This window comes from Curtobacterium sp. RM9, from assembly GCF_054956955.1.
In genome coordinates, this window is record NZ_CM143271.1 from 54,317 (window position 1) to 76,411 (window position 22,095).

Here is a 22,095-nt window from a genome sequence, read left to right on the forward strand (position 1 = left end):
CTGCTCGGACGCCGCCTGACCGGCACTTCGGGGGGTTGACCGCCCCCGCGGGCACTTCGCACACTTGCTGACGTCGTGCCGTGTCTGGTCGGTGCGCAGATCAGGAGGAACATCGTGCGGACGTCGTCCGTGACCACCGGCGTGGTCAGGAGGGGGATCGCACTCCTCGCGGTCGTCGCAGCAGCGATCGGGGTGGCCTCGATCGGCGCCGCACCGGCGTCCGCGGCACCCGGGGCCTGCCGGGGTGACCACATCACGGTCGCGCAGCTCTCGAGCGGCTGCGCGGTGTCCTCGGGCACCGTCGTGCTGTCCGACGGCCGCCGCTTCGCCGTGCCCGCGGCCGGCACCACCGTCTCCGCGCTGCCGGTCGGTGCGACGGGTGAGGACGACGGCGGTGACGTGTCGATCACGAACACGGGCCGCACCGGACTCGCCGTCCGCGTCGAGCACGCGTGGTCCGGCGCGCCCCGCGCCGTGCAGCAGGAGCGCGCAGCGGTGCAGCGCCGGGTCTCCGGCGGCGCGGGGCCGAACGGAGCCGTCCTGCGCGGCACGTCCGCCGGCGCCACCGCGACGACGAAGGCCACGACGTCGAGCTGCAAGAACGCCTCGTACACCAAGCTCGGGTACCGCTGGCAGGCACCCGTCCAGTGGAGCTACAACCCCACCGGCCAGGTCGTCGCGGGCTCGTCGGCGATCCGCGCCGGGGCCGACGCGTGGACCGGTCCGGTCGCGGCGTGCAACCGGAAGGTGACGTCGACCGCGGACCAGCAGCTGCTCGGCACCACGACGCAGGCCGTCGGCGTGACCGCGACGGGCGGATGCGGTGCGGCGAGCGGCGCGAGCGTCGTCGGCTGGGGACCGCTGCGGTCCGGCACGCTCGCGGTCACATGCGTGTGGTCACGTGCGGGGATCGCGGTCGAGGTGGACCAGCGGTACACGACCGGGCAGCGCTGGGCGTCGACCACGGCGTGCTCCGGCCCGCGGTTCGACCTGCGCGGGGTCGCCACGCACGAGTGGGGGCACGCGTTCGGCCTCGGCCACACGGCGCAGACGAGCGGCCTCGTGATGAAGCCCGCGTCGACCACGTGCGAGACGGCGCAGCGGACGCTCGGCCTCGGGGACCTCGTCGGCATCGACGCCCTGTACTGAGCGGCGGCCCGGCGATCGTCGACTCTCTATGATCGACGCATGACGAGCACGATGCCCGGGTTCGGTACCGAGCGCATCACGCAGCTCGGCCTCCGCGACCGTGTCTACGACCGGGTGCTCGACGTGCTGATGGGCCACGACGTCGAACCGGGCATGCGCCTGTCGATCGACGGGCTCGCCCGCACCCTCGGTGTCTCCCCGACGCCCGTGCGCGAGGCGCTCGTGCAGCTCGAGCGCACCGGTCTCGTCGTGCGTGAGGCGAACAAGGGGTACCGCGTCTCGCCGCCCCTCGCGGGTGAGCAGCTCGAGGCGCTCTTCGACGCCCGGTTGATCGTCGAGAGCGGCGCCGTCGAGCTCGCCGCCCGGGGTGACGTCGACGCGCTCCGCGCCCGCCTCGCCGCGGCGCTCGACGAGCAGGCGGCCGTCGCCGAGGAGGTCGCCTCGGTCGGGGTCGGTGCCGCCGGTGAAGAGCTCATGGCGCGGTTCTTCCGGAGCGACTGGCAGTTCCACCAGCTCGTCTTCGACGCGACGCGCAACCCGTTCCTCGAGGAGATGTCCGCGATCATCACGACCCGGGTGCACCGGATGCGGCAGATCGTCGAGGGCGGGGACGACGACACCGACCGTGCCGTGCAGGAGCACCGGGCGGTCCTCGACGCCCTCGCGGTCGATGCGCCGACGGCCGTGGCGGCGATGCGACGCCACATCGACGCGGTCCGGCTGCGGTCGCGCGCCGACGCTTCGCACACCGTCTAGCGCGGAGGGGTTGCGCAGCGGCTCCGCTCGGGTATCTTTCCTATAGGAAAGAGGTTCGACGACGAACCGCGACATGCGAGGGAGCATTCCGTGACCACACCACAGGACTGGGTCGACCAGGACTGGAACCCGGAGACCTGGACCGCCGAGACCTGGCCGATCGCAGCGTGCCTGCACGGGTTCGCCCAGGTCACGCGGGACGGCACCGCCTTCCACGACGCCCCCGCCGAGGTCTGGGACGACGTCTTCGCCCAGATCGCCGCCGCCGGGTTCTCGCTCGCCGAGCTGGCGGACAGCCACATCCGGCCCGCCGACCTCGAGCGGTCCCGCCGCGACGAGCTGTTCGCGGTCGCGGCGGCGCACGGCGTCGGTATCCCGTCCGTGCACCTGCAGCGCAAGAGCGTCGTCCAGCCAGGACACGAGGAGGACAACCTCGCGTACGCGCACCGGACGATCGACGCGGCGGCCGAGTGGGGCATGCAGGTCTTCTCGACCGGCCTGCACCAGCCGTTCTCGGACGCCCAGAAGCGGGCGCTCTGGTTCTGGACGGCCCCCGGGCCGAAGGACCCCGACGACCCCGAGGTGTGGGACGCCGCCGTCCGCCGCCTCCGGGAGCTCGGTGAGCACGCCGCGAGCGTGGGCCTGCCGATGGCGCTCGAACTGTACGAGGACACCTACCTCGGCACCGCCGACAGCGCCGTGCGGCTCGTCGAGGAGATCGGCCTCGACAACGTCGGCCTGAACGCGGACGTCGCGAACCTGATCCGGCTGCACCGTCCCGTCGAGGACTGGCGGGAGCTCTTCGCGAAGACGATGCCGTACACGAACTACCTGCACGTGAAGAACTACACGCGGGACGAGGCCGGCGACGGCAGCTGGGCGACCAGCGCGCCGAGCACGATGGAGACCGGGCTCATCAACTACCGCCAGGTCCTCCGGGACGCGGTGGCCGACGGCTTCCGCGGCATCGTCATGACCGAGCAGTACGGCGGGGACAGCCTCGGCGTCTGCGCCACCAACCAGCAGTACATCCGGTCGGTGCTCGCCACGACGCGCATCGGCACGAAGCACGAAGGAGCAGTCCGATGAGCACCCTCGACATCGCCGTCGTCGGGTCCGGCTACATGGGCGGCGGGATCGCCCAGGTCCTCGCCCTCGCCGGCCACACCGTCCGCATCGCCGACGTCTCGGCCGAGATCGCACAGCAGAACCTCGAGCGACTGATCCGGGAGACCGGGCAGTTCGTCGCCGACGGTCTCTTCCCGGAGGACGCCGTCGAGCGCGTCACCGCCCACCTCAGCGCAGCCGAGTCGATCGAGGCGGCCGTCGCCGACGCCGACTTCATCGAGGAGGCCGTCCCCGAGAAGCTCGCGATCAAGCACGAGACCCTCCGCCGGATCAGCGCCGCCGCCCGACCCGACGCGGTCATCGGCTCGAACACGTCGACCATCCTCATCGAGAGCCTCGCCGAGGCCGTCACCGGCCCGGAGCGGTTCCTCGGCGTGCACTTCTCGAACCCCGCGCCGTTCATCCCGGGCGTCGAGCTCATCCCGCACCCGACCACCGACGAGCACGCAGTCACGGTCGGCGAGACCGTCGTCGCGGCGACCGGCAAGCAGTCCGCACGGGTGCAGGACTCGACCGGGTTCGTGCTGAACCGCCTGCAGTACGCCCTGTTCGAGGAGGCCTCCAAGATCGCGGACGAGGGCATCGCCAGCCCCGACGACATCGACACCATCGTCCGGACGACCTTCGGCTTCCGCCTGCCCTTCTTCGGCCCGTTCGCGATCGCGGACATGGCCGGGCTCGACGTCTACGCGTTCTGCTTCGAGTCGCTGCAGACCCGCTGGCCCGAGCGCTTCGCCACGCCGCCGACGCTGCAGCAGCACGTCGACGCGGGCGAACTCGGCACCAAGACCGGCTCGGGCTACCTCGACGTGCCCGCCGACCGCACGCCCGAGCTCGTCGCGTACCGGAACAAGGCGTACGTCGCCATGCAGAAGCTCCTCGACGAGCTCGGCCCGGCGCCGATCCACTGAGGGCGGGGAACGAACGACATGACCGAGCAGCAGACCGTCGTCCTCACCGGCGCAGCATCACCCCGCGGGATCGGCCGCGCGACCGCCCACCACCTCGCGGAGCGGGGCTGGAACGTCGGGGTCGTCGACCTCGACCAGGCGGCGAGCGAGGCCGTCGCCGCCGAGCTCCGCGAGCAGCACGGCGTCCAGGCCGTCGGCGCGGGAGCGGACGTCGCCGACGAGGCCGCCGTCCGGGCCGCCTTCGACACCATCGAGGCCGCCCTGCCGCCGATCGCGGCGCTGGTGAACCTCGCGGGCGTCTCGTCCGCGCACGCCTACCTCGACCTGCCGGCGGGGGAGTGGCACCGTGTGCTCAGCATCAACCTCGACGGCGTGCACTTCGCCAGCCTCCGGGCAGCCGAGTCGATGGTGCGGAACGGGTACGGCCGCATCGTGAACCTGTCGTCGGTCTCCGCCCAGCGCGGTGGCGGCACGTTCAGCAAGACGCCGTACTCGGTGGCGAAGGCGGGCGTGATCGGGCTCACCCGCGGCATGGCCCGCGAGCTCGGGCGGCACGGCGTGACGGTGAACGCCATCGCGCCCGGTCCGATCGACACCGACATCATGGGCGGCACCCTCTCCGAGGAGCGCAAGGCCGAGATGGCGGCGGACGGGGTCCTGCCCCGCATCGGCACGCCGCGGGACATCGCCGCCGCGGTCGCCTACCTCATCAGCGCCGACGCCGGGTTCGTGACGGGCCAGACCCTGAACGTCGACGGCGGCCTGTACATGCACTGACGGCGAGCCGCCGTGGCGGCCTCTCCATGCACTGACGGCGAGCCGCCGCGGCGGCCTCTCCGTGCACTGAACGGAACCGCCCGCGGGGCGCGCGCCGACCGCGCGCGCCGCCCCGCGCCTCCCGGCCGGTGCCGGCGACCAGCCGCACCGACCCGCCCGAACGACCACTCATGATCGCGAAGGAGCGATTCGTGTCCACAACCAGCCCCGCCCTGGGGTCGACCCACGACCCGGCACTGAGGTCGGCGATCGCCAAGGCGACCAAGCACCTCATGCCGATGCTCGTCATCCTGTACTTCGTCGCCTTCCTCGACCGCACCAACGTCGGTTTCGCCGAGGAGGCGCTCAGCGTCGACCGGAACATCTCCGACACCGCCTTCGCGCTCGGCGCGGGCATCTTCTTCATCGGCTACGCGATCTTCGAGATCCCGTCGAACCTGCTCCTCAAGCGACTCGGCGCGCGCTTCTGGCTCGCCCGCATCGCGGTCACCTGGGGCATCGTCGCCGCGCTGTTCTCGTTCACGACGAACGACACCATGTTCATCGTCCTGCGGTTCCTGCTCGGCGTGACCGAGGCGGGGCTGTTCCCGGGCGTGATCATGTACCTGTCCGAGTGGTTCCCGAACAAGGTCCGCGTGCGGATGTTCGCGATCTTCTACCTCGCGCAGCCGTTCTCGCAGATGATCGGTGCGCCGCTGTCCGGCGGCCTGATCAGCGTCGGCGACGAGGTCACGCCGTTCCATGGCTGGCAGGTCATGTTCTTCGGGGAGGGCGTCCTCGCGGTGCTCGCCGGCATCGCCGCCCTGTTCTTCCTGACGAACAGCCCCCAGCAGGCGAAGTGGCTCGGACCGGGGGAGAAGCAGTCGCTCACCGCGGCGATGGCCCGCGAGGACACCGCGAGGAACGAGGACGGTCCGAAGGGCATCTGGAAGGCGATGGCGAGCGGCCGCGTCTGGTACTTCACGATCATCTACTTCTGCTTGCAGGTCGCCGTCTACGGCACCACGTTCTACCTGCCCCAGCAGGTGTCCTCGCTGCTCGGCCAGGACGTCGGCTGGCAGGTCGGCCTCGTCGCCGCCATCCCGTGGCTCGTCGGTCTGGTCGCCTGCTACCTCGTCGGGTCGAGGGCGGACACCGTCGGTCGGCGGCGTCGCTGGGGCACCTGGTTCTACGTCACCACCGGCCTGTCGATCCTCGGCTCGGCGTGGGCCGGGGCGAACGGGCAGCCGGTCCTCGGCATCCTGTTCATCACCCTCGCGGTCGCCAGCTTCCTGGCGGTCGGTCCGATCACCTGGGCGTACCCGACCGCGTTCCTCACGGGTGCCGCGGCTGCGGCGGGCATCGGCCTGATCAACTCGCTCGGCAACCTCGGCGGGTTCGTGGCACCGCTCATGCGGACCGCGATCAACGACGCCGTCCCGACCGACAGCGGGGCGTTCGGCATCGTGTCGCTCGGCGTCCTGGCGTTCGTCGCCGCCGTGATGATCTTCTGCACGAAGTTCTTCCGGGGCGCGAAGGCCGACGAGCTGCTGGACACCTCCCACGTGGCGACCGCCTCGACGAAGGGAACGACGCGATGACCCGGCTCTACAACGACCCCGCTGCCTTCGCCGACGAGGCCACCGACGGCTTCGTCGCGGCGAACGAGCGGTGGGTCCGGAAGGTGCACGGCGGCGTCGCCCGCGCGACCACCAGCCCGGACGGCACCGTCGCGGTCGTGATCGGCGGCGGCTCGGGGCACTACCCGGCGTTCGGCGGTCTCGTCGGACACGGTCTCGCGGCGGGTGCGGCGATGGGCAACCTGTTCGCGAGCCCCTCGGCGCAGCAGGTCGCCGCGGTCTGCCGCGCCGCCGAGCACGGCGGCGGGGTGCTGCTCAGCTACGGCAACTACGCCGGCGACGTCCTCAACTTCGACGCCGCGGCCCGCACGCTGGAGGACGAGGGCATCCCCGTCCGCACCGTCCGCGTCACCGATGACGTCGTGTCCGCGCCCGCGGGCTCCGAGGGCGACCGGCGCGGGATCGCCGGGGACCTCTGCGTGTTCAAGGTCGCGGGTGCCGCCGCCGAGCAGGGCCGCGACCTCGACGCGGTCACGGCGGTGGCGTCCCGCGCGAACGACCGGACGCGGAGCTTCGGCGTCGCGTTCTCCGGTTGCTCGCTGCCCGGCGCCGAGGAACCCCTCTTCGAGGTGCCCGAGGGACGCATGGCCATCGGGATGGGCATCCACGGCGAACGCGGCATCGACGAGACGGACGTCCCGAGTGCCGACGGCCTCGCCGCACTGCTCGTGGAGCGGCTGCTCGGCGACGTCCCCGAGGGCGTCACGGTGGCGGGTGCGCGCGTCGTCCCGGTCCTCAACGGGCTCGGCAGCGTGAAGTACGAGGAGCTCTTCGTCGTCTACCGCTCGGTGCAGCAGCGGCTCCGGGACGCGGGCGTCGTGATCGTGGAGCCCGAGGTCGGTGAGCTCGTCACGAGCTTCGACATGGCCGGGGTCTCGCTGACGCTGTTCTGGCTCGACGACGAACTCGAGGAGTTGTGGGCCGCACCGGCGGACACCCCCGCCTTCCGCAAGGGCGGCGCGGTGCAGCAGGAGCGGGTCGCCGAGGACGTGGTCGCCGCCGACGAGGAGGGGATCGCGATCGGTCCGGCGAGCGACGAGTCGCGCGCCGCCGCCCGGCGCATCGCATCGGGAGTGACGGCCGTCCGGTCGGTCCTCGACGAGCACGCCGACGAGCTCGGCCGCATCGACCAGGTCGCCGGTGACGGCGACCACGGCATCGGGATGCAACGCGGTTCGCACGCGGCGGACACCGCCGCCGCCGGCGCGCTCGAGCAGGGCGCGGGAGCAGGGACGCTCCTGCGGATCGCGGGGGACGCCTGGTCGGACAAGGCCGGTGGGACGTCCGGTGCGATCTGGGGCGCCGCCCTGGAGGCACTGGGTCGCGTCGTCGGGGACGAGTCGCGTCCATCGTCGGCGACCGTCGCGAGCGCCGTGCGCGCCGCCACCGAGGCGGTGCTGGCGTTCGGTGCGGTGCCCGGCGACAAGACGATGGTGGACGCCCTCGTCCCCTTCGACGAGGAGCTGCGGCGCCGGCTGGACGCCGGCGACGCCCTGGACGCCGCGTGGCGGTCGGCGGCCGATGCCGCCCGCCGCGCCGCGGACGCGAGCGCGGACCTGCTGCCGCGGAAGGGCCGCGCGCGCACGCACGCGGAACAGGCCGTCGGGACCCCCGACCCAGGTGCGGTGTCCTTCGCGCTCGTGGTCGAGACCCTGGCGGCGACGACCGAACGGGAAGGAACGGGAGCATGACGCTACGACTGGTGGTGGGCTCGGACGACGCGGGCTTCGACTACAAGGAGGTCATCAAGCGTGACCTCGAGGCGGACGACCGCGTGGCCAGCGTGGTCGACGTGGGCGTGGACGCGGACGGGCACACGGCCTACCCGCACGTCGCCGTGGACGCGGCGCGGATGGTCGCCGACGGCGAGGCGGACCGGGCGATCCTGATCTGCGGTACCGGGCTCGGCGTCGCGATCAGCGCGAACAAGGTCCCCGGCATCCGGGCCGTCACGGCGCACGACTCGTTCAGCGTCGAGCGCTCGGTCCTGTCGAACGACGCGCAGGTGCTCTGCATGGGGCAGCGGGTCGTCGGCGTCGAGGTCGCGCGACGGATGGCGAAGGAGTGGCTCGGCTACACGTTCGACCCGTCGAGTGCCTCCGCCGAGAAGGTCGCCGCCATCTGCGAGTACGACGGCTCCGCGCCGGTCGGCACGGACGCGCCGGAAGAGGGGACGGACCCGGGCGCATGATCACCGTGGGGGTGTCGCTGAAGATGTACTTCACGCACGCGCAGACGCTCTCGTGGGCGTCTGCGGTGGCGGACATCGCCCGGCGGCACCCCGCGGTCGCCTCCGGTGCGGTCGAGCTGTTCGTCGCACCGAGCTTCCCCGCGCTCGTCCCGGTGCGCGACGTGCTCGCCGGGTCCGGCGTCCGGCTCGCCGCGCAGGACCTCGCCGAGTCGGACGAGGGTGCGTCCACGGGCGAGGTGTCCGGTGCCGAACTCCGCGAGATCGGGGTCGACCTCGTCGAGATCGGGCACGCCGAACGGCGCTCCCGGTTCCACGAGACGGACGACGTCGTCGCGCGGAAGGTGCACGCGGCCTTCCGGCACCACCTCGAACCGCTGGTGTGCGTCGGGGAGACGAGCCGCGCCTCCCGAGCGGAGGCCGTCGCCGAGGTGACCGCGCAGCTGGGCCGGGCGCTCGGCGGAGCCGAGCAGGCCGGTGCGACCGGACGGGTGACCGTGGCGTACGAGCCCGTCTGGGCGATCGGCGCCGCCGAGCCCGCGCCCGACGAGCACGTCGTCGGGGTCCTGGACGGGATCGAGCGCTTCCTGTCCGACCGGGCGGCGTTCGCCGGGTCGCGGGTCGTCTACGGCGGCAGCGCGGGGCCGGGGCTCCTCACGCGGGGAGCAGGCCGGATCGGCGGACTGTTCCTCGGGCGGTTCGCGCACGACCCGGCGGCCGTGCGTGCGGTGCTCGACGAGGCGGCGGCGCTGACGGGCTGAGGCCGACCGACGGCCGGCGCGCGCCCGACCCGCGCCGCTGCCGGCGAGACCGGCTCGACCGGCGCGACGGGCGTCAGCCGACCTGCTCGGCGAGCACCGCACGCACCGACCGCGGCGTCCGGCCGAGCAGCTCGCCGAGGAGCGGGTCGGTCCCCGCGAACCGGCCTTCCGCCGCCGCCTCGAACATGCCGAGCAGGAACCCCACCATCCGCGGGTCCTGTCCGGCGGCGACCGCGCGGGCCGTCCACTCGTCCGCGCCGAGCACCTCGAACCCGACCCGCCGTCCCGCGAGCTCGGAGAGCATCGTCGCCAGCTCGGCGAACGTCGGCGCGTCCGGGGCGGTGATCGTGACGGGACCCTCGATCGGCTCCGGGGCGGAGACGATGCGTGCCGCCGCTTCGGCAGCGTCCTTGCGGGCGGTCCAGGACACCGGACCGTCGACCGGCACGGAGACCGTGCCGGTCGTCCGCCACGGGCCGAGCAGCCACGCGGTGCTGTGCGCGTAGAAGCCGTTCCGGAGGCTCGTCCACGGCAGCCCCGAGTCGCGGAGCAGGTCCTCCGTCGCCGCGTGGTCCGCGGCCGGGCGGAACGGGGAGCCGTGCCCGGCGCCCTGGTGGCTCGTGTAGAGCACGCGACCGACGCCGGCGTCGACCGCTGCATCGATCGCCGCATCGTGCAGGGCGACCGCGTCGGCCGTGGGGTCGCTCGAGGACACCAGCAGGAGCTGGTCCGCGCCCGCGAAGGCGGACTGCAGCGAGGCCGGGTCGGCGTAGTCGCCGCGGCGGACCTCGACGCCGCGCTCGGTGAAGCGCGACGCTCGTGCGGGGTCGCGGGCGACGACGGCGAGGTCTGCCGGATCGAGCCGGTCGAGCAGGTGGTCGGCGGTCGCGCCGTTCAGGGCGCCGGTGGCGCCGGTGATGACGATCATGTTCACTCCATATCGGTGGTAACACTGCTGAGGTAGCGACGGTAACACATTGGTAGCACCAAACCGTTATCGTTGTTCCGTGACCGATCCGAGCCCCCGCGACGAGACCCGGGCGCGCATCGTCGCCGCAGCCGCCGAGCTGCTGCACCAGCACGGACCCGCTGCCGTCACCACCCGCGCGGTTGCTGACGAGGCGAGCGTCCAGGCGCCGACGATCTACCGGCTGTTCGGCGACAAGGACGGGCTGCTCGAAGCCGTCGCCGAGCACGCCATGGGCGTCTTCGCCGCCGAGAAGGCCCGCGCGGTGCAGAGCGCGGCGCAGCAGGACACCGACCCCGTCGAGGACCTCCGCACCGGCTGGGCGATGACGATCGGCTTCGGCCTGGCGAACCCGCACCTCTTCGCGCTGCTCGCCGACCCCGAGCGCGGACGACGGTCGGCTGCAGCACGCGCGGGCACCCGACTGCTCGCCGACCGGGTGCACCGGGTGGCCGAGGTCGGCCGGTTGGCGGTCCCCGAGGACCGCGCGGTGCACCTCGTGCACGCCGCCGGCACCGGCGCGGTGCTCGCGGTGCTCGCGATGGCGCCGGAGGACCGCGACCCCTCGATCGCCGACGACGCCTTCGCGGCGGTGCTCGGCCGCATTCTGGTCCCCGGGTCGGCGACCGACACGGGGAGCGGCACCACGACGGACCCGGTGTCGAGCGCGGCGATCACGCTCCGCGCCGCGGCGGACGGACTCGACGTGCTCTCCCCCGGTGAGCGAGCCGTCCTGGCCGAGTGGCTCGACCGGGTGGTCGCGGCGCGCTGACGGCCCCTCAGGCCTCCCGCGCTCCGGCCAACCCGTGGTCGTGCGCGTACACCACGAGCTGCACCCGGTCGCGCAGTGCGAGCTTGCCGAGGATGCTCGAGATCTGCGTCTTCACGGTCGACTCGGTCACGAACTCCTTCGCCGCGATCTCCGCGTTCGACAACCCACGCGAGGCCCACCCGAAGACGATCCGCTCCCGGTCGGTCAGCGTCTGGAAGGCCGGCGGCTGCGGGGCCGGCGCGCGCTCGACGTCGACGCCGAAGAGCTGCGAGAGGTCGTTCGGCGCGATCACCGAGCTGCCCTCGTGCACGGCCCGCACGGCGGCGAAGAGGAACGGCGGGGTGGTGTCCTTGAGCAGGAACCCGCTCGCGCCGAGGCGGATCGCGGTCGCCGCCGCCGGGTCGAGCCCGAACGTGGTGAGCACGATGACGCGGGGCAGCGGCTCCGCGACGGCCCCGGAGTAGAGCTGCCGGACGGTCTCGACGCCGTCGACGCCGGCCATCCGCATGTCGAGCAGCATCACGTCGGGGCGCAGCTCGGGGACGGCGGCGAGGGCCTCGGCGCCGTCGGACGCCTCGCCGACGACGACCATGTCCTCCTGGGCGTCGAGCACCACCCGGAGCCCGGCGCGGAAGAGCGCCTGGTCGTCGGTGAGCAGGATGCGGATCGGGTCGGTCATGCTTCGGTCCCCCCTCGGACGGCGTACGGGATGCGGGCGCGTGCGGCGAACACGTCGTCGAGCACGGCGGCGTCGAACGACCCGCCGATCGCGGTCAGTCGGGTCTCCATGCCGGTGAGGCCGCGGCCGGACCCGCGCGTGCTCGGCACGGCAGCGGCGGCGCTGACGACACGGTTCTCCACCTCGAGCACGAGGTCGGCGCTCCGCCAGGTCTCGCGGACGACGAGGGGCTGCCCGGGGGCGCCGTGCCGGAGCGCGTTGGTGAGCATCTCCTGCAGCACACGGCGGGCGGCGGTCCCGCTGTCCGGGCCGAGCGTCACGAGGGCGCCTCGACGGCTGTGGTCCACGTCCACCCCGGCCTCGCGGATGCCCTGCATGATCTCGTCCAGCGACCCCGGGTCGGTGTCCGTGCCCGAGCCGTCGATGTGGCCGAGGACCTGCCGGACCTCGACGAGGGAGCTCCGGGCCGTGCTGGCGATGGTGGCGCTGACCTCGCGGATCCGGGCCTCGTCGTCGAGGAACGGCACCGAGTCGGCCTGGGCGATGATGACGGCGAGGGAGTGTCCGACGACGTCGTGGACGTCGCGGGCGATATCGGCGCGGATGCGTTCCGACTCCGCCTCGTCGATCGCACGGGTGGCGGTGGCGGCGGCCTCGTTCGCGACGGCCTCGGCGCGGGACGCGGCCGCCTCGGCGTCGGCCCGCCGTTCGGACTCGCGGTCGCGGGACCGGAACGCACGGATGGCGATGCCGCCCGCCCACACCCCGAGGAGCGCGGTGACGGGGGCGGCCATGGCGAGGAAGGCCTGGTCACGCGGGCCGTTGATGAGCACGAGGAAGCGGAAGCCGGTCGACGCCAGGTACACCGTGGCACTCACGCCGGCCACGAAGGCGAGGACCCCGGACACCACGACCTCGACGCGGGTGCCCACGGCGGCGGCCGTGCCGATCACGACGAACATCGCCACGTCCACGAGCGACGGACGCTCGCCGCCCCCGACCTGGATCGTCCCGAGCACGACCATCATGACCATCGCGGCCGACGGCGAGATGCGCCGCAGGGCGATCGCGGTCGCCGCGGCGAGGACCGCCGGCAGGCTCGCGTGCTCGAGCTCGAGGTCGATCGGGAGCAGGAAGACGAGCGCGGCCAGCGCCGCCCAAGCCACGTCGACGACGATCGAACGGTGGGCGAGCGGCCGGATGAACGCGCGCCGTTCCGTCACGGCTCGATCATCGCACGAGGCTGCGCGGCGCTGCTCACGGCGTCGGCGACATGGCGACGAGCGCGACGGCCGTGACGACGACGATCGCCACGAAGAGCAACAGGGTGGCGATCGTGTGCTTGGTCGAGGTCTCCATGGCATCAGCATCGTCGACCGAGGGTGCCGGCACATCGGACGAGCGGTGGAAGGCGTTCATCCCCCCGGGTGAAAGGGCTTCGTCCGCGGGGCGTCCCGAACGACGGGCGGAGCGTCGCACGATCAACCCTCCGAGCTGTCGTGGCGCATCCGCGGGCACGTCCCACCCGGGGTGGTCGCGAGCTCGTAGTGCCACGACTCGTTCTGGTACGTCTGGCAGAGCCCGGACGCCGCCCCGTGGTCCTGCATCCACACCGCGGCGTCGATCTCGCCGACGTCGACCGCCTGCCCGCGGACGTGGGCGGAGCGTTCGGGGGTGTTCACCCAGCGCCGGGCCTCGGTGAGCGATCCGTGCTCCTCGACGGCCTCGTCGAGCAGGGCCTGCTGGTAGCGGGCGCTCCGCCAGCCGGAGTTGATCCGCACCTCGACGCCGTCCGACGCCGCTGCCTCGGTGGCCTGGGTCACCGCGCGGCGCAGCCCCGGGTCGAGGTTCGCGACCTCGGGGAGGCGCGTCTTCTCGGTGATCGGCGCGCTGTCGGACGCGTACCCGTCCGCGCTGGTCACCGTGACGCCGGCGACCTGGCCGGACGAGCCGTGCGCCCACGACGTCCGGTGCCCGGAGGCTCCGGAGGTGCCGCCGGTGCCGGCGGCGCACCCGGCGAGGACGAGCGCGGTGGTGAGGGCGGCGATGCCGACGATGGTGGGGACGAGGGGGCGGTGGGGTGGTCGGTGCATGCTCCGAGCCTGCGGAACACCGTCCTCGTCCCGCTTCGTGCGCAGTGCCGAACCCGCTCGTCCGCGCGGGTGAAGCGCGTCAGGTCGTGATCTGGCCGAGCACGCGGTGCGCGATCGAGATCGACTCGCCGGACACCGCCGACAGCGGCGAGACGAGGAACGCGATCAGGTCGGCGATCTGCTGCGGACTGGACTCGCCACCGGCTCCGCGCTGCACCTGGGCGGCGGGGTCGTCCGTCACGGTGCCCGGGTTGACGACGTTCACGGTGACGCCCGAACCCGCGGCCTCGTCCGCCAGGTTCTTCGCGATGACGCTCACCGCGGCGTTCCGGAGCGACGCGGTGATGTTCCCGGAGAGGTAGGCGTTCTGCCCGCTGACCACGACGACGCGGCCGTACCCGGCGTCCCGCTGGGCGGGGAGGACGGCGTTCGCGACCCGGAGGAACCCGAGCGCCTTGCCGTCGATCGCGGCGGCGACCTGCTCGGGGTCCGACGCCCTGTCGGGGTCGAGGGTGCCCGCTGCCGGGGCGGCGGTGACCACGAGGACGTCGATGCGCCCGTGGCGGTCGAGCACGGTCCGGACCGCGGTGTCGACCGATGCCTGGTCGGCGGTGTCCATGGCGACGCCGGTGTCGTCGTCGCCCGCACGTCGGGAGGCCACCACGACCGTCGCTCCCTCTCGCTCGAGGGTCTGGGCGACCGCCGACCCGATGTAGCCCTGTCCGCCGACGACGAGGGCGACGCGGCCCGTGAGTTCGAGGTCCATGCAGCCGACGCTACGCCCGACGTGCCCCGCGACGACCGCGTGATCCGGACACCACGACCGCGTGATCCGTCCACTCCGGACGGCCGCCCAGTGCGCGCGGACGACCGTCGGCGACGACGCAGCAACCGATCTGGAGAGGGGCACCATGACGGACCAGCAGCAGCCGCCGGGGAGTGACCGCGAGCTCACACCGACCGCCGACCACGGCGAGGAGTCGTACCACGGCTCGGGCAAGCTCACCGGCAAGCGGGCCGTGATCACGGGTGGTGACAGCGGGATCGGCAAGGCCGTGGCCATCGCCTTCGCCCGCGAGGGCGCCGACGTCCTGATCAGCTACCTCCCCGAGGAGGAGGACGACGCGCAGGACACGAAGCGCTGGATCGAGGAGGCGGGCCGGAAGGCCGTGCTCCTGCCCGGTGACGTGAGCGACCCGGCGTACTGCCGTTCGGTGATCGCCACCGCGGTCGAGCAGCTCGGCGGCCTCGACGTCCTCGTGAACAACGCCGCGTACCAGATGACCCACGAGACGATCGAGGAGATCAGCGACGAGGAGTGGGACCACACCCTCGCCACGAACCTCAGCGCCTACTTCCACCTCGTGAAGGCCGCCCTGCCGCACCTCGGCCCGGGCGCCTCGATCATCGGTTCCAGCTCGGTGAACTCCGACAACCCGAAGCCGAACCTCGCGCCCTACGACGTGACGAAGGCGGGTGTGGCCAACTTCTCCGCCGCCCTCGCACAGCTGCTCGGCGAACGCGGCATCCGGGTGAACAGCGTGGCACCGGGGCCGATCTGGACGCCGCTCATCCCCTCGACGATGCCGCCGGAGGAGGTCGAGCAGTTCGGCACGCAGTCGCCGCTCGGCCGTGCCGGACAGCCGGCGGAACTCGCTCCCGTGTACGTGCTGCTCGCCAGCGACGACGGCAGCTACGTCTCGGGAGCGCGCATCGCGGTCACCGGCGGCACCCCGATCCTCTGACCGACCGAACCGAACGCAAGGAGAACGATTTGTACTTCCACAAGCAGGAACTCCAGTTCAAGGCCACCCCGGACAAGCCCGACGCGATCTACGCCCGCAAGCTGCAGGAGGTGCTCGGCGGCCAGTACGGCGAGATCTCCGTCGCGCTGCAGTACCAGTTCCAGGCGTGGAACATGCACATCCCGGGCAAGTACCGGGACATGGTGTTCGGCATCGGTGCCGAGGAGATGGGCCACGTCGAGATGCTCGCGACGATGATCGCGCAGCTGCTCGAGAAGAGCCCGCTCGGCATCACCGAGGACGCGCTGCAGGACGACCCCACCGTGGCCGCGATCGTCGGTGGGACCGACGTGCAGCACGCCATCGTCGCCGGTGCCGGCGCGCGCCCCGTCGACAGCAACGGCAACCCGTGGCAGGGCTCGTACATCACCGCATCGGGCAACCTGCTCGCCGACTTCACGGCGAACGAGAACGCCGAGATGCAGGGCCGCGTGCAGGCCGCCCGGCTCTACCACATGACCGATGACCACGGCGTGCGGGACCTGCTGTCCTTCCTCATCGCACGCGACACCATGCACCAGAACATGTGGGCTACCGCCGCCGCCGAGCTGCGCGAGAAGGGCGTCGAGGGCTTCCCGGTGCCGAGCAACTTCCCGCAGTCGAAGGAGAACCAGGAGGTCAACTACCAGTACCTCAACTTCTCCGACGGCGCCGCCGCTGCCGACGGGCCCTGGGCCAGCGGGCCCTCGTTCGACGGCAAGGGCGAGTACTCGTACCACGACGGCCCCACCACCTCGGTGCCGATGCCGCCGCCCACGCACCCCGATGTCCGGCTCTACGGCACGACCGAGATCCCGAACGTCGTCGAGAAGACCGCCGGGCTCGTGCAGGACAAGCTCAACAAGGAGTGACCACACGACGAGGGCCCGGTGCGTGCTGCACCGGGCCCTCGTCGTGTCCGTCAGGTGTTCGTGTCGTACCGGCTCGTGTCCGCCCGTGTGGCGTTCCGTCCGACCACCAGCAGGACCGCCACCGGCGTCAGTGCTCGGTCGCGCCGGAGCCGACCGCGAGCTGCTCTGATCCGCCGCCGACCGCGACCGCGATCTTGCGCGGCTTCGCGGACTCCTTGACCGGGATCGTGATGCTCAGCACGCCGTTGTCGTAGGCCGCCGTGATGCGCGCGGCGTCGAGGCCCTCGCCGAGGGTGAGCTGCCGGACGAACGATCCGGGCTGCCGCTCACGCGTGAGCCACTGCGAGCCCTCGGGGGCACCGAGGGTCCGCTCGGCGCGGATCGTCAGGACGGAGCCGTCCACGTCGATGTCGACCGAACCCGGGTCGATGCCGGGCAGGTCGACGTCGAGGACGTAGTGGTCACCCGTGCGGTACAGGTCCATCGGCATCGACCGCGGGCCGGAGCCGCCGAGGAGGGACCCCGCGAGACGGTCCAGCTCGCGGAACGGGTCGAAGTTCATCGTCATCGAAATCAACTCCTTCGTGGTTCTCGTTGAGTCCCCTCGACTCAACTGCTTCTGTTGTAGCACCGCGGCTGGCACTCGACCCCAACGAGTGCCAGAAAACCGCTCAGAAGACCCTGAGAACGGCACGGTCCGATCGGCGGGGCTCAGCTCACCTGACCGGACCGTGCGCCGGACCACAGGTCGACGTCCAGCACCCCCACCGAGTGCTCGTCGATGCGCCGCAGCTCGTCGTCCGTGAAGGTCAGGTTGCCGAGCGCGGCCACGTTCTGCTCGAGCTGCTCCACGCGCGAGGCCCCGATCACGAGCGACGTCACCCGCTCGTCGCGCAGCGCCCACGCGAGCGCGAGCTGCGCCAGGCTCTGCCCGCGCTCCGACGCGATGTCGTTCAGCGCTCGGAGGTGCTCGACGACCTCGTCCGTGAGGGTCCCGGCGTCGAGGGACTTGCCCGCGGCGGCACGCGAGTCCGACGGCACACCGTCGAGGTACCGTCCGGTGAGCAGGCCCTGCGCCAGGGCGGTGAAGCCGATGACGCCGAAGCCGACCTCGCCAGCGGCGTCCAGGAGCCCCTCGGTCTCGATCCAGCGGTTCAGCATCGAGTACGAGGGCTGGTGGATGAGCAGCGGGGTGCCGAGGTCGCGCAGGATCGCCGCGGCCTGGCGGGAGCGCTCGGCGTCGTACGACGAGATGCCGACGTAGAGCGCCTTGCCCTGCTGGACGGCGGTGTGCAGCGCGCCCATGGTCTCCTCGAGCGGGGTCGAGGCGTCGAGTCGGTGCGAGTAGAAGACGTCCACGTAGTCGAGGCCCGTGCGCTGCAGGGACTGGTCGAGCGAGGCGAGCACGTACTTCCGCGAGCCACCGCCCTGTCCGTACGGGCCGGGCCACATGTCCCAGCCGGCCTTCGTCGAGACGACCATCTCGTCGCGGTAGGGCCGGAAGTCCTCGCGCATGAGGCGGCCGAAGTTCACCTCGGCGGCGCCGTAGGGCGGGCCGTAGTTGTTCGCGAGGTCGTGGTGCGTGATGCCGAGGTCGAACGCCCGGCGGCTGATCGCCCGCTGCGTCTCGAACGGCTTGTCGTCGCCGAAGTTGTGCCAGTACCCGAGCGAGAGCAGCGGGAGGTCCAGGCCGGAGCGGCCGGTCCGCCGGTAGGGCATGGCGTCGTAGCGGTCGTCGGCAGCGATGTAGGTCATCAGGGGAGTCTCCTCGTCGTCGGGGTGCTCCCCATCCTGCCGGGCGGCCGACCACGCGAAACGTACAGAACGCAAAAGGTTCGTTGCGCTGATCGTTCACGTTGTGAAATAGTCCGAGCGTCCGCAGGGGACGCAACGAAGCAGGAAGGCGGGATCGTCATGCACAGCACGTACTCGGGGATGGCCCGTCAGGCACGACTCGGTGGGTCGCACACCCGCCACGGCCTCACTGATCCCGCCGTGATCGACGCCTACGTCGAGCGTCGCATCGAGGACCCGTCGCTCCTCTCGCGTCGCGTGGAGCCGTCGTACGCCGACTTCTTCACGGTCCCCACGGTCTAGCCACCGCCCCGCACGCCCGTTCCCATCAGTCAGAGAGCACACTCGACCACATGCCGTTGACCGTCGTCCGCCGTGAGCACATGCACCTCTACGCCCGCGAGCCGCGGTCACGTGCCGCAAAGGTCGCGGTGGACTCCCTCCTCCGGCTCCAGCACGCCGAGGAGCAGCAGCTCGAGCAGGCCCGGACCGAGAGCGGTCTGTCGAAGAACGAGTTCCTCGCGATCCGTTACCTGCTGCAGGCGCACCGGGACGGGCGGTCGATGGGGCCGAAGGACCTCGCGGTCATGCTCACGGTGTCGAACGCCTCGGTGACGAAGATCGTCGACGGACTCGTCGCCAAGGGCGACCTCGTCCGGGTTCCACACCCGACCGACCGCCGCGCGCAGGTGCTCGAGCCCACCGTGCAGGCGGCCCGCAAGATCGACGAGTCCTACGCCCGCTTCCACGAGGCCGTGGTCGAGGTCATGGACCGGCTCAGCGCCGAGGACAACGCGGTCCTCACGCGCTGCCTCGACCAGATCACGGACGCCCTGACCGCCGGCGCGCCGGCTCCGGTCGACGAGTACACCGTCGACGAGGACGCGACCGCGCGCGCCTGACGGACGCGGCGGCCTGGAGGCGCACCGCGCTCCGCCCGGGCACCTGACGGACCGCAGGCGGTCCCGACCAGGGCGCCCCGCGCCTCCCGTGCGCCCCTGCGGTCCGCCGGACGGGTGGAGGTGAAAACCTTCCAGCGGTAAGTTGGGGCGCATGACGTTCCCCGCCGACGACGACGCGGCCCCCGCGCCGCGCCGCGGCGGGTACCGGAAAGGCGCCGAACGGCGCGCGCAGATCCTCGACGAGACCATCCGGATGGTCGCCGACCAGGGGGTCGACGCCTCGTCCCTCCGCTCCGTCGCGGACGCCCTCGGCATCACCCACGCCGCGCTCCGCCACTACTTCCCGAGCCGCGACGAACTGCTGCTCGCCGTCTACCGCGAGCACGAGGTGCGGGAGCAGGGCGCCCCGGACCGGATGAAGTCGGCGATCGGAGACATGCGGGAGAGCGCCTCGCGGAACCGCGCGGTCCCCGGTCTCGTGCAGCTCTACACGACCCTCGCGGCCGACGCCGTACAGGAGGGGCACCCCGCGACCCGCGACTTCATGCGCGAACGCTTCACCCGCCTGCGGGCCGAGCTCGCCGAGCTGATCGCCGCCGACCAGGCGGCCGGTCGCATCGCCGCGGACCTCGACCCGGTCGACCTCGCATCGCTGAGCATCGCCGCGTCGGACGGCCTCCAGGTGCAGTGGCTGCTCGACCCCGAGGCGGTCGACGGCGAGCGGGTGCTCCGGCTGCTCGAACGGATCGTGCCGCCGGGGGACTGACCCGCACCGTCGCCTTCCGGACGACGGGGTACGCAGTCCGGCCCGGGGCACAGTGGCCGATCGGTAGAACGGCAGGATGACCGCTTCCTCGCGCACCCCGCTCGGCGTCACGCTCGTCGACGGCGGCGCCAACGTCGCCCTCTTCTCCAGCACCGCCGACCGGGTCGAGTTCTGCACCTTCGACGACGACGGCACCGAGCACCGCACCGAGCTCCGCCACCGCACCGGCTACACCTTCCACGACGTCGTCCCGGACGTGACCATCGGCACCCGCTACGGCTTCCGCGTGCACGGCGCCTGGGACCCGGCGAACGGTCTGCGCCACAACGCGGCCAAGCTCCTGCTCGACCCCTACGCCACCGCGGTCGACGGCTCCTACGAGTGGGGCCAGGCGCTGTTCGGGCACGACATGAACGACCCGGAGCAGATCGACGAGACCGACTCGGCCGCGGCCATGCCGAAGTCCGTCGTCGCCGACCGCTCCTTCGACTGGGCCGGCGACGAGCGCCCCCGCACCTCGCTCCGCGACACCGTCGTGTACGAGGTGCACGTCAAGGGCTTCACGAAGCAGCACCCCGACGTCCCCGAGGAGATCCGGGGCACCTACGCCGGTCTCGCGCACCCGGCCGCGATCAAGCACCTCACCGACCTCGGCGTCACCGCGGTCGAGCTGCTCCCGACGCACCAGTTCGTGCAGGACTCGACGCTCGCCGACAAGGGCCTGCGGAACTACTGGGGCTACAACAGCATCGGGTTCTTCGCCCCGCACGACGAGTACTCGTCCTCGGGCACGGCCGGCCAGCAGGTTGCCGAGTTCAAGGAGATGGTGAAGGCCCTGCACGCCGCCGGGCTCGAGGTCATCATGGACGTCGTCTACAACCACACGGCCGAGGGCAACCACATGGGTCCGACGCTGTCCTTCAAGGGCATCGACAACCAGTCGTACTACCGCCTGGTCGAGGGTGACGAGGCGAACTACTTCGACACCACCGGCACGGGCAACAGCCTCAACGTCTCCCACCCGTCCGCCCTGGGGCTCATCACGGACTCGCTCCGCTACTGGGTCGAGGAGATGCACGTCGACGGCTTCCGCTTCGACCTCGCGACGACGCTCACCCGGCAGGACGGCGAGGCCGAGAAGCACTCCGCGTTCCTCGACATCATCCACCAGGATCCGGTGCTCCGCGAGGTGAAGATGATCGCCGAGCCGTGGGACACCGCGGGCTACCAGGTCGGCGGGTTCCCGGCGGACTGGTCGGAGTGGAACGGCAAGTACCGCGATGACCTCCGGGCGTTCTGGCGCGGCGACGAGGGCACGCTCGGCGACGCCGTGCAGCGCGTCCTCGGCAGCCCGGACGTGTACGAGGGTTCGCGGCGCTCGCCCCTCTGCTCGGTGGACTTCGTCACCGCGCACGACGGCTTCACGCTCGCCGACCTCACGATGTACGTCGAGAAGCACAACGAGGCGAACGGCGAGGACAACAACGACGGCGAGAGCGACAACACCTCGTTCAACGGCGGCATCGAGGGGCCGACCGACGACGGCGCGGTGAACGACTACCGCGACCGCCAGCGCCGGAACTTCCTCGGCACGCTCATGCTCTCCGCGGGTGTCCCGATGGTGCTCGGTGGCGACGAGATCGCCCGGTCGCAGGGCGGCAACAACAACGCCTACTGCCAGGACGACGAGATCTCGTGGTTCGACTGGGCTGCGGCCGACCAGGACCTGCTCGCGTTCACGACGGCGGCGATCGCGTTCCGTCGTGAGCACGCGTCGCTCCGCCCCGAGTGGTACCGCACCGCGCCGGGGCACTCGGAGACGACCGTGCAGGTGCTCCGCGCCGATGCGCAGGGCTTCGAGGACGGCGACTGGGCCGACGGTGGCAACCGTGCGGTGACGCTCGTGCTGCAGGAGGGCGACGACACCGTCGCGGTGCTGCTCAACGCATCCGACACCACGGTCGAGTTCACGCTGCCGGAGAAGCCGGGCGGCGGGAGCTGGACGCTCGGGCTGTCGAGCGACCCCGACCAGGAGGTCGTCGCGGGCGCCACGACCGTCCTGCTGCGCGACGCGTCGTTCACCGCGCTGGCCTGATCGAGGGCCGACCAAACCCCCTGGACGGGGGCTCCGAATCAGTCCGGTCGTTCTGACCCGTCACCGGAACGTCCGCGCCGTC

Annotated in this window: 23 protein-coding genes; 16 read left to right on the forward strand and 7 right to left on the reverse strand. The window is 72.0% G+C overall.

Going from position 1 to position 22,095, the window contains the following annotated elements:
* Nucleotides 1–114: 114 nt before the first annotated feature.
* From ACY3FI_RS00235 to ACY3FI_RS00275, 9 genes are all read left to right on the forward strand, one after another.
* A complete protein-coding gene (locus ACY3FI_RS00235) occupies nucleotides 115–1,149 on the forward strand; it encodes a matrixin family metalloprotease (RefSeq protein ID WP_462548709.1) in 1,035 nt (344 codons plus the stop codon).
* Between the two features lie 39 nt (nucleotides 1,150–1,188).
* A complete protein-coding gene (locus ACY3FI_RS00240; RefSeq protein WP_462548710.1) occupies nucleotides 1,189–1,905 on the forward strand; it encodes a GntR family transcriptional regulator in 717 nt (238 codons plus the stop codon).
* Between the two features lie 90 nt (nucleotides 1,906–1,995).
* Entirely contained in the window at nucleotides 1,996–2,994 is a 999-nt protein-coding gene (locus ACY3FI_RS00245) for a sugar phosphate isomerase/epimerase family protein (RefSeq protein WP_462548711.1), read from the forward strand.
* Nucleotides 2,991–3,944 carry a 3-hydroxyacyl-CoA dehydrogenase family protein gene (locus ACY3FI_RS00250; RefSeq protein WP_462548712.1) on the forward strand — a complete coding sequence of 318 codons (954 nt, stop codon included), beginning with the start codon at nucleotides 2,991–2,993 and terminating at the stop codon, nucleotides 3,942–3,944. Before ACY3FI_RS00245 ends, ACY3FI_RS00250 begins: the two co-directional genes overlap by 4 nt.
* 18 nt (nucleotides 3,945–3,962) lie before the next feature.
* The gene (locus ACY3FI_RS00255) at nucleotides 3,963–4,721 is read left to right on the forward strand and encodes an SDR family NAD(P)-dependent oxidoreductase (protein ID WP_462548713.1); all 759 of its coding nucleotides are present in this window, start codon (nucleotides 3,963–3,965) and stop codon (nucleotides 4,719–4,721) included.
* 191 nt (nucleotides 4,722–4,912) lie between these two features.
* Nucleotides 4,913–6,301, forward strand: a complete 1,389-nt coding sequence (locus ACY3FI_RS00260; protein WP_462548714.1) for an MFS transporter — start codon at nucleotides 4,913–4,915, stop codon at nucleotides 6,299–6,301.
* Nucleotides 6,298–8,031, forward strand: a complete 1,734-nt coding sequence (locus tag ACY3FI_RS00265) for a dihydroxyacetone kinase family protein (RefSeq protein ID WP_462548715.1) — start codon at nucleotides 6,298–6,300, stop codon at nucleotides 8,029–8,031. The genes ACY3FI_RS00260 and ACY3FI_RS00265 overlap by 4 nt, the downstream gene beginning before the upstream one ends.
* A complete protein-coding gene (locus ACY3FI_RS00270; protein ID WP_462548716.1) occupies nucleotides 8,028–8,531 on the forward strand; it encodes a ribose-5-phosphate isomerase in 504 nt (167 codons plus the stop codon). The genes ACY3FI_RS00265 and ACY3FI_RS00270 overlap by 4 nt, the downstream gene beginning before the upstream one ends.
* Entirely contained in the window at nucleotides 8,528–9,289 is a 762-nt protein-coding gene (locus ACY3FI_RS00275; protein WP_462548717.1) for a triose-phosphate isomerase family protein, read from the forward strand. The genes ACY3FI_RS00270 and ACY3FI_RS00275 overlap by 4 nt, the downstream gene beginning before the upstream one ends.
* Before the next feature lie 73 nt (nucleotides 9,290–9,362).
* Here ACY3FI_RS00275 and ACY3FI_RS00280 read toward each other — a convergent pair whose 3' ends face one another.
* Nucleotides 9,363–10,217: an NAD(P)H-binding protein gene (locus ACY3FI_RS00280; RefSeq protein ID WP_462548718.1), complete on the reverse strand. Its 855-nt coding sequence runs from the start codon at nucleotides 10,215–10,217 to the stop codon at nucleotides 9,363–9,365.
* A gap of 79 nt (nucleotides 10,218–10,296) precedes the next feature.
* Here ACY3FI_RS00280 and ACY3FI_RS00285 point away from each other — a divergent pair, with 79 nt between their 5' ends.
* Complete coding sequence (locus tag ACY3FI_RS00285) at nucleotides 10,297–11,028, forward strand: TetR/AcrR family transcriptional regulator (protein ID WP_462548719.1); 732 nt, start codon at nucleotides 10,297–10,299, stop codon at nucleotides 11,026–11,028.
* A gap of 7 nt (nucleotides 11,029–11,035) precedes the next feature.
* Here the strand turns inward: ACY3FI_RS00285 and ACY3FI_RS00290 are convergent, their stop codons facing one another.
* The 4 genes from ACY3FI_RS00290 to ACY3FI_RS00305 all read right to left on the reverse strand — a co-directional run bounded on the left by ACY3FI_RS00290 (nucleotide 11,036) and on the right by ACY3FI_RS00305 (nucleotide 14,566).
* Complete coding sequence (locus ACY3FI_RS00290) at nucleotides 11,036–11,707, reverse strand: response regulator (RefSeq protein WP_462548720.1); 672 nt, start codon at nucleotides 11,705–11,707, stop codon at nucleotides 11,036–11,038.
* Entirely contained in the window at nucleotides 11,704–12,930 is a 1,227-nt protein-coding gene (locus tag ACY3FI_RS00295; protein ID WP_462548721.1) for a sensor histidine kinase, read from the reverse strand. The genes ACY3FI_RS00290 and ACY3FI_RS00295 overlap by 4 nt, the downstream gene beginning before the upstream one ends.
* 258 nt (nucleotides 12,931–13,188) lie before the next feature.
* Nucleotides 13,189–13,800: a M15 family metallopeptidase gene (locus ACY3FI_RS00300; RefSeq protein WP_462548722.1), complete on the reverse strand. Its 612-nt coding sequence runs from the start codon at nucleotides 13,798–13,800 to the stop codon at nucleotides 13,189–13,191.
* 79 nt (nucleotides 13,801–13,879) lie between these two features.
* Nucleotides 13,880–14,566 (reverse strand): SDR family NAD(P)-dependent oxidoreductase, encoded by a 687-nt coding sequence (locus tag ACY3FI_RS00305; protein WP_462548723.1) that lies wholly within the window; start codon nucleotides 14,564–14,566, stop codon nucleotides 13,880–13,882.
* Between the two features lie 145 nt (nucleotides 14,567–14,711).
* Between ACY3FI_RS00305 and ACY3FI_RS00310 the strand changes: the two genes are divergently transcribed.
* Together ACY3FI_RS00310 and ACY3FI_RS00315 are read left to right on the forward strand one after the other, a co-directional pair.
* Nucleotides 14,712–15,545: an SDR family oxidoreductase gene (locus ACY3FI_RS00310; RefSeq protein ID WP_462548724.1), complete on the forward strand. Its 834-nt coding sequence runs from the start codon at nucleotides 14,712–14,714 to the stop codon at nucleotides 15,543–15,545.
* 29 nt (nucleotides 15,546–15,574) lie between these two features.
* The gene (locus ACY3FI_RS00315; RefSeq protein WP_462548725.1) at nucleotides 15,575–16,456 is read left to right on the forward strand and encodes a manganese catalase; all 882 of its coding nucleotides are present in this window, start codon (nucleotides 15,575–15,577) and stop codon (nucleotides 16,454–16,456) included.
* Between the two features lie 127 nt (nucleotides 16,457–16,583).
* On the opposite strand, the gene ACY3FI_RS00320 is transcribed toward ACY3FI_RS00315, so the two are convergent.
* Together ACY3FI_RS00320 and mgrA are read right to left on the reverse strand one after the other, a co-directional pair.
* The gene (locus ACY3FI_RS00320) at nucleotides 16,584–17,024 is read right to left on the reverse strand and encodes an Hsp20/alpha crystallin family protein (protein WP_462548726.1); all 441 of its coding nucleotides are present in this window, start codon (nucleotides 17,022–17,024) and stop codon (nucleotides 16,584–16,586) included.
* Between the two features lie 143 nt (nucleotides 17,025–17,167).
* Nucleotides 17,168–18,211, reverse strand: coding sequence for an L-glyceraldehyde 3-phosphate reductase (gene mgrA / locus ACY3FI_RS00325; protein ID WP_462548727.1), 1,044 nt, complete (start codon nucleotides 18,209–18,211; stop codon nucleotides 17,168–17,170).
* Between the two features lie 159 nt (nucleotides 18,212–18,370).
* On the opposite strand from mgrA, the gene ACY3FI_RS00330 reads away from it, so the two are divergent.
* The 4 genes from ACY3FI_RS00330 to glgX all read left to right on the forward strand — a co-directional run bounded on the left by ACY3FI_RS00330 (nucleotide 18,371) and on the right by glgX (nucleotide 22,013).
* Nucleotides 18,371–18,553 (forward strand): hypothetical protein, encoded by a 183-nt coding sequence (locus ACY3FI_RS00330; protein ID WP_462548728.1) that lies wholly within the window; start codon nucleotides 18,371–18,373, stop codon nucleotides 18,551–18,553.
* Between the two features lie 50 nt (nucleotides 18,554–18,603).
* Nucleotides 18,604–19,152 (forward strand): MarR family winged helix-turn-helix transcriptional regulator, encoded by a 549-nt coding sequence (locus ACY3FI_RS00335; RefSeq protein WP_462548729.1) that lies wholly within the window; start codon nucleotides 18,604–18,606, stop codon nucleotides 19,150–19,152.
* A gap of 151 nt (nucleotides 19,153–19,303) precedes the next feature.
* On the forward strand, nucleotides 19,304–19,918 hold the full coding sequence (locus ACY3FI_RS00340) for a TetR/AcrR family transcriptional regulator (RefSeq protein WP_462548730.1): 615 nt from the start codon (nucleotides 19,304–19,306) through the stop codon (nucleotides 19,916–19,918).
* Between the two features lie 76 nt (nucleotides 19,919–19,994).
* Nucleotides 19,995–22,013: a glycogen debranching protein GlgX gene (glgX, locus tag ACY3FI_RS00345; RefSeq protein WP_462548731.1), complete on the forward strand. Its 2,019-nt coding sequence runs from the start codon at nucleotides 19,995–19,997 to the stop codon at nucleotides 22,011–22,013.
* Nucleotides 22,014–22,095 lie beyond the last annotated feature (82 nt).

Excerpts from the sequence above, each read along its gene's own strand:
- ACY3FI_RS00240 (WP_462548710.1), top strand. The coding sequence starts at position 1,189 with ATGACGAGCACGATGCCCGGGTTCGGTACCGAGCGCATCACGCAGCTC.
- ACY3FI_RS00250 (WP_462548712.1), top strand. The coding sequence starts at position 2,991 with ATGAGCACCCTCGACATCGCCGTCGTCGGGTCCGGCTACATGGGCGGC.
- ACY3FI_RS00255 (WP_462548713.1), top strand. The coding sequence starts at position 3,963 with ATGACCGAGCAGCAGACCGTCGTCCTCACCGGCGCAGCATCACCCCGC.
- ACY3FI_RS00265 (WP_462548715.1), top strand. The coding sequence starts at position 6,298 with ATGACCCGGCTCTACAACGACCCCGCTGCCTTCGCCGACGAGGCCACC.
- ACY3FI_RS00270 (WP_462548716.1), top strand. The coding sequence starts at position 8,028 with ATGACGCTACGACTGGTGGTGGGCTCGGACGACGCGGGCTTCGACTAC.
- ACY3FI_RS00275 (WP_462548717.1), top strand. The coding sequence starts at position 8,528 with ATGATCACCGTGGGGGTGTCGCTGAAGATGTACTTCACGCACGCGCAG.
- ACY3FI_RS00280 (WP_462548718.1), bottom strand. The coding sequence starts at position 10,217 with ATGATCGTCATCACCGGCGCCACCGGCGCCCTGAACGGCGCGACCGCC.
- ACY3FI_RS00290 (WP_462548720.1), bottom strand. The coding sequence starts at position 11,707 with ATGACCGACCCGATCCGCATCCTGCTCACCGACGACCAGGCGCTCTTC.
- ACY3FI_RS00300 (WP_462548722.1), bottom strand. The coding sequence starts at position 13,800 with ATGCACCGACCACCCCACCGCCCCCTCGTCCCCACCATCGTCGGCATC.
- ACY3FI_RS00305 (WP_462548723.1), bottom strand. The coding sequence starts at position 14,566 with ATGGACCTCGAACTCACGGGCCGCGTCGCCCTCGTCGTCGGCGGACAG.
- ACY3FI_RS00310 (WP_462548724.1), top strand. The coding sequence starts at position 14,712 with ATGACGGACCAGCAGCAGCCGCCGGGGAGTGACCGCGAGCTCACACCG.
- ACY3FI_RS00320 (WP_462548726.1), bottom strand. The coding sequence starts at position 17,024 with ATGACGATGAACTTCGACCCGTTCCGCGAGCTGGACCGTCTCGCGGGG.
- mgrA (WP_462548727.1), bottom strand. The coding sequence starts at position 18,211 with ATGACCTACATCGCTGCCGACGACCGCTACGACGCCATGCCCTACCGG.
- ACY3FI_RS00330 (WP_462548728.1), top strand. The coding sequence starts at position 18,371 with ATGCACAGCACGTACTCGGGGATGGCCCGTCAGGCACGACTCGGTGGG.
- ACY3FI_RS00335 (WP_462548729.1), top strand. The coding sequence starts at position 18,604 with ATGCCGTTGACCGTCGTCCGCCGTGAGCACATGCACCTCTACGCCCGC.
- ACY3FI_RS00340 (WP_462548730.1), top strand. The coding sequence starts at position 19,304 with ATGACGTTCCCCGCCGACGACGACGCGGCCCCCGCGCCGCGCCGCGGC.
- glgX (WP_462548731.1), top strand. The coding sequence starts at position 19,995 with ATGACCGCTTCCTCGCGCACCCCGCTCGGCGTCACGCTCGTCGACGGC.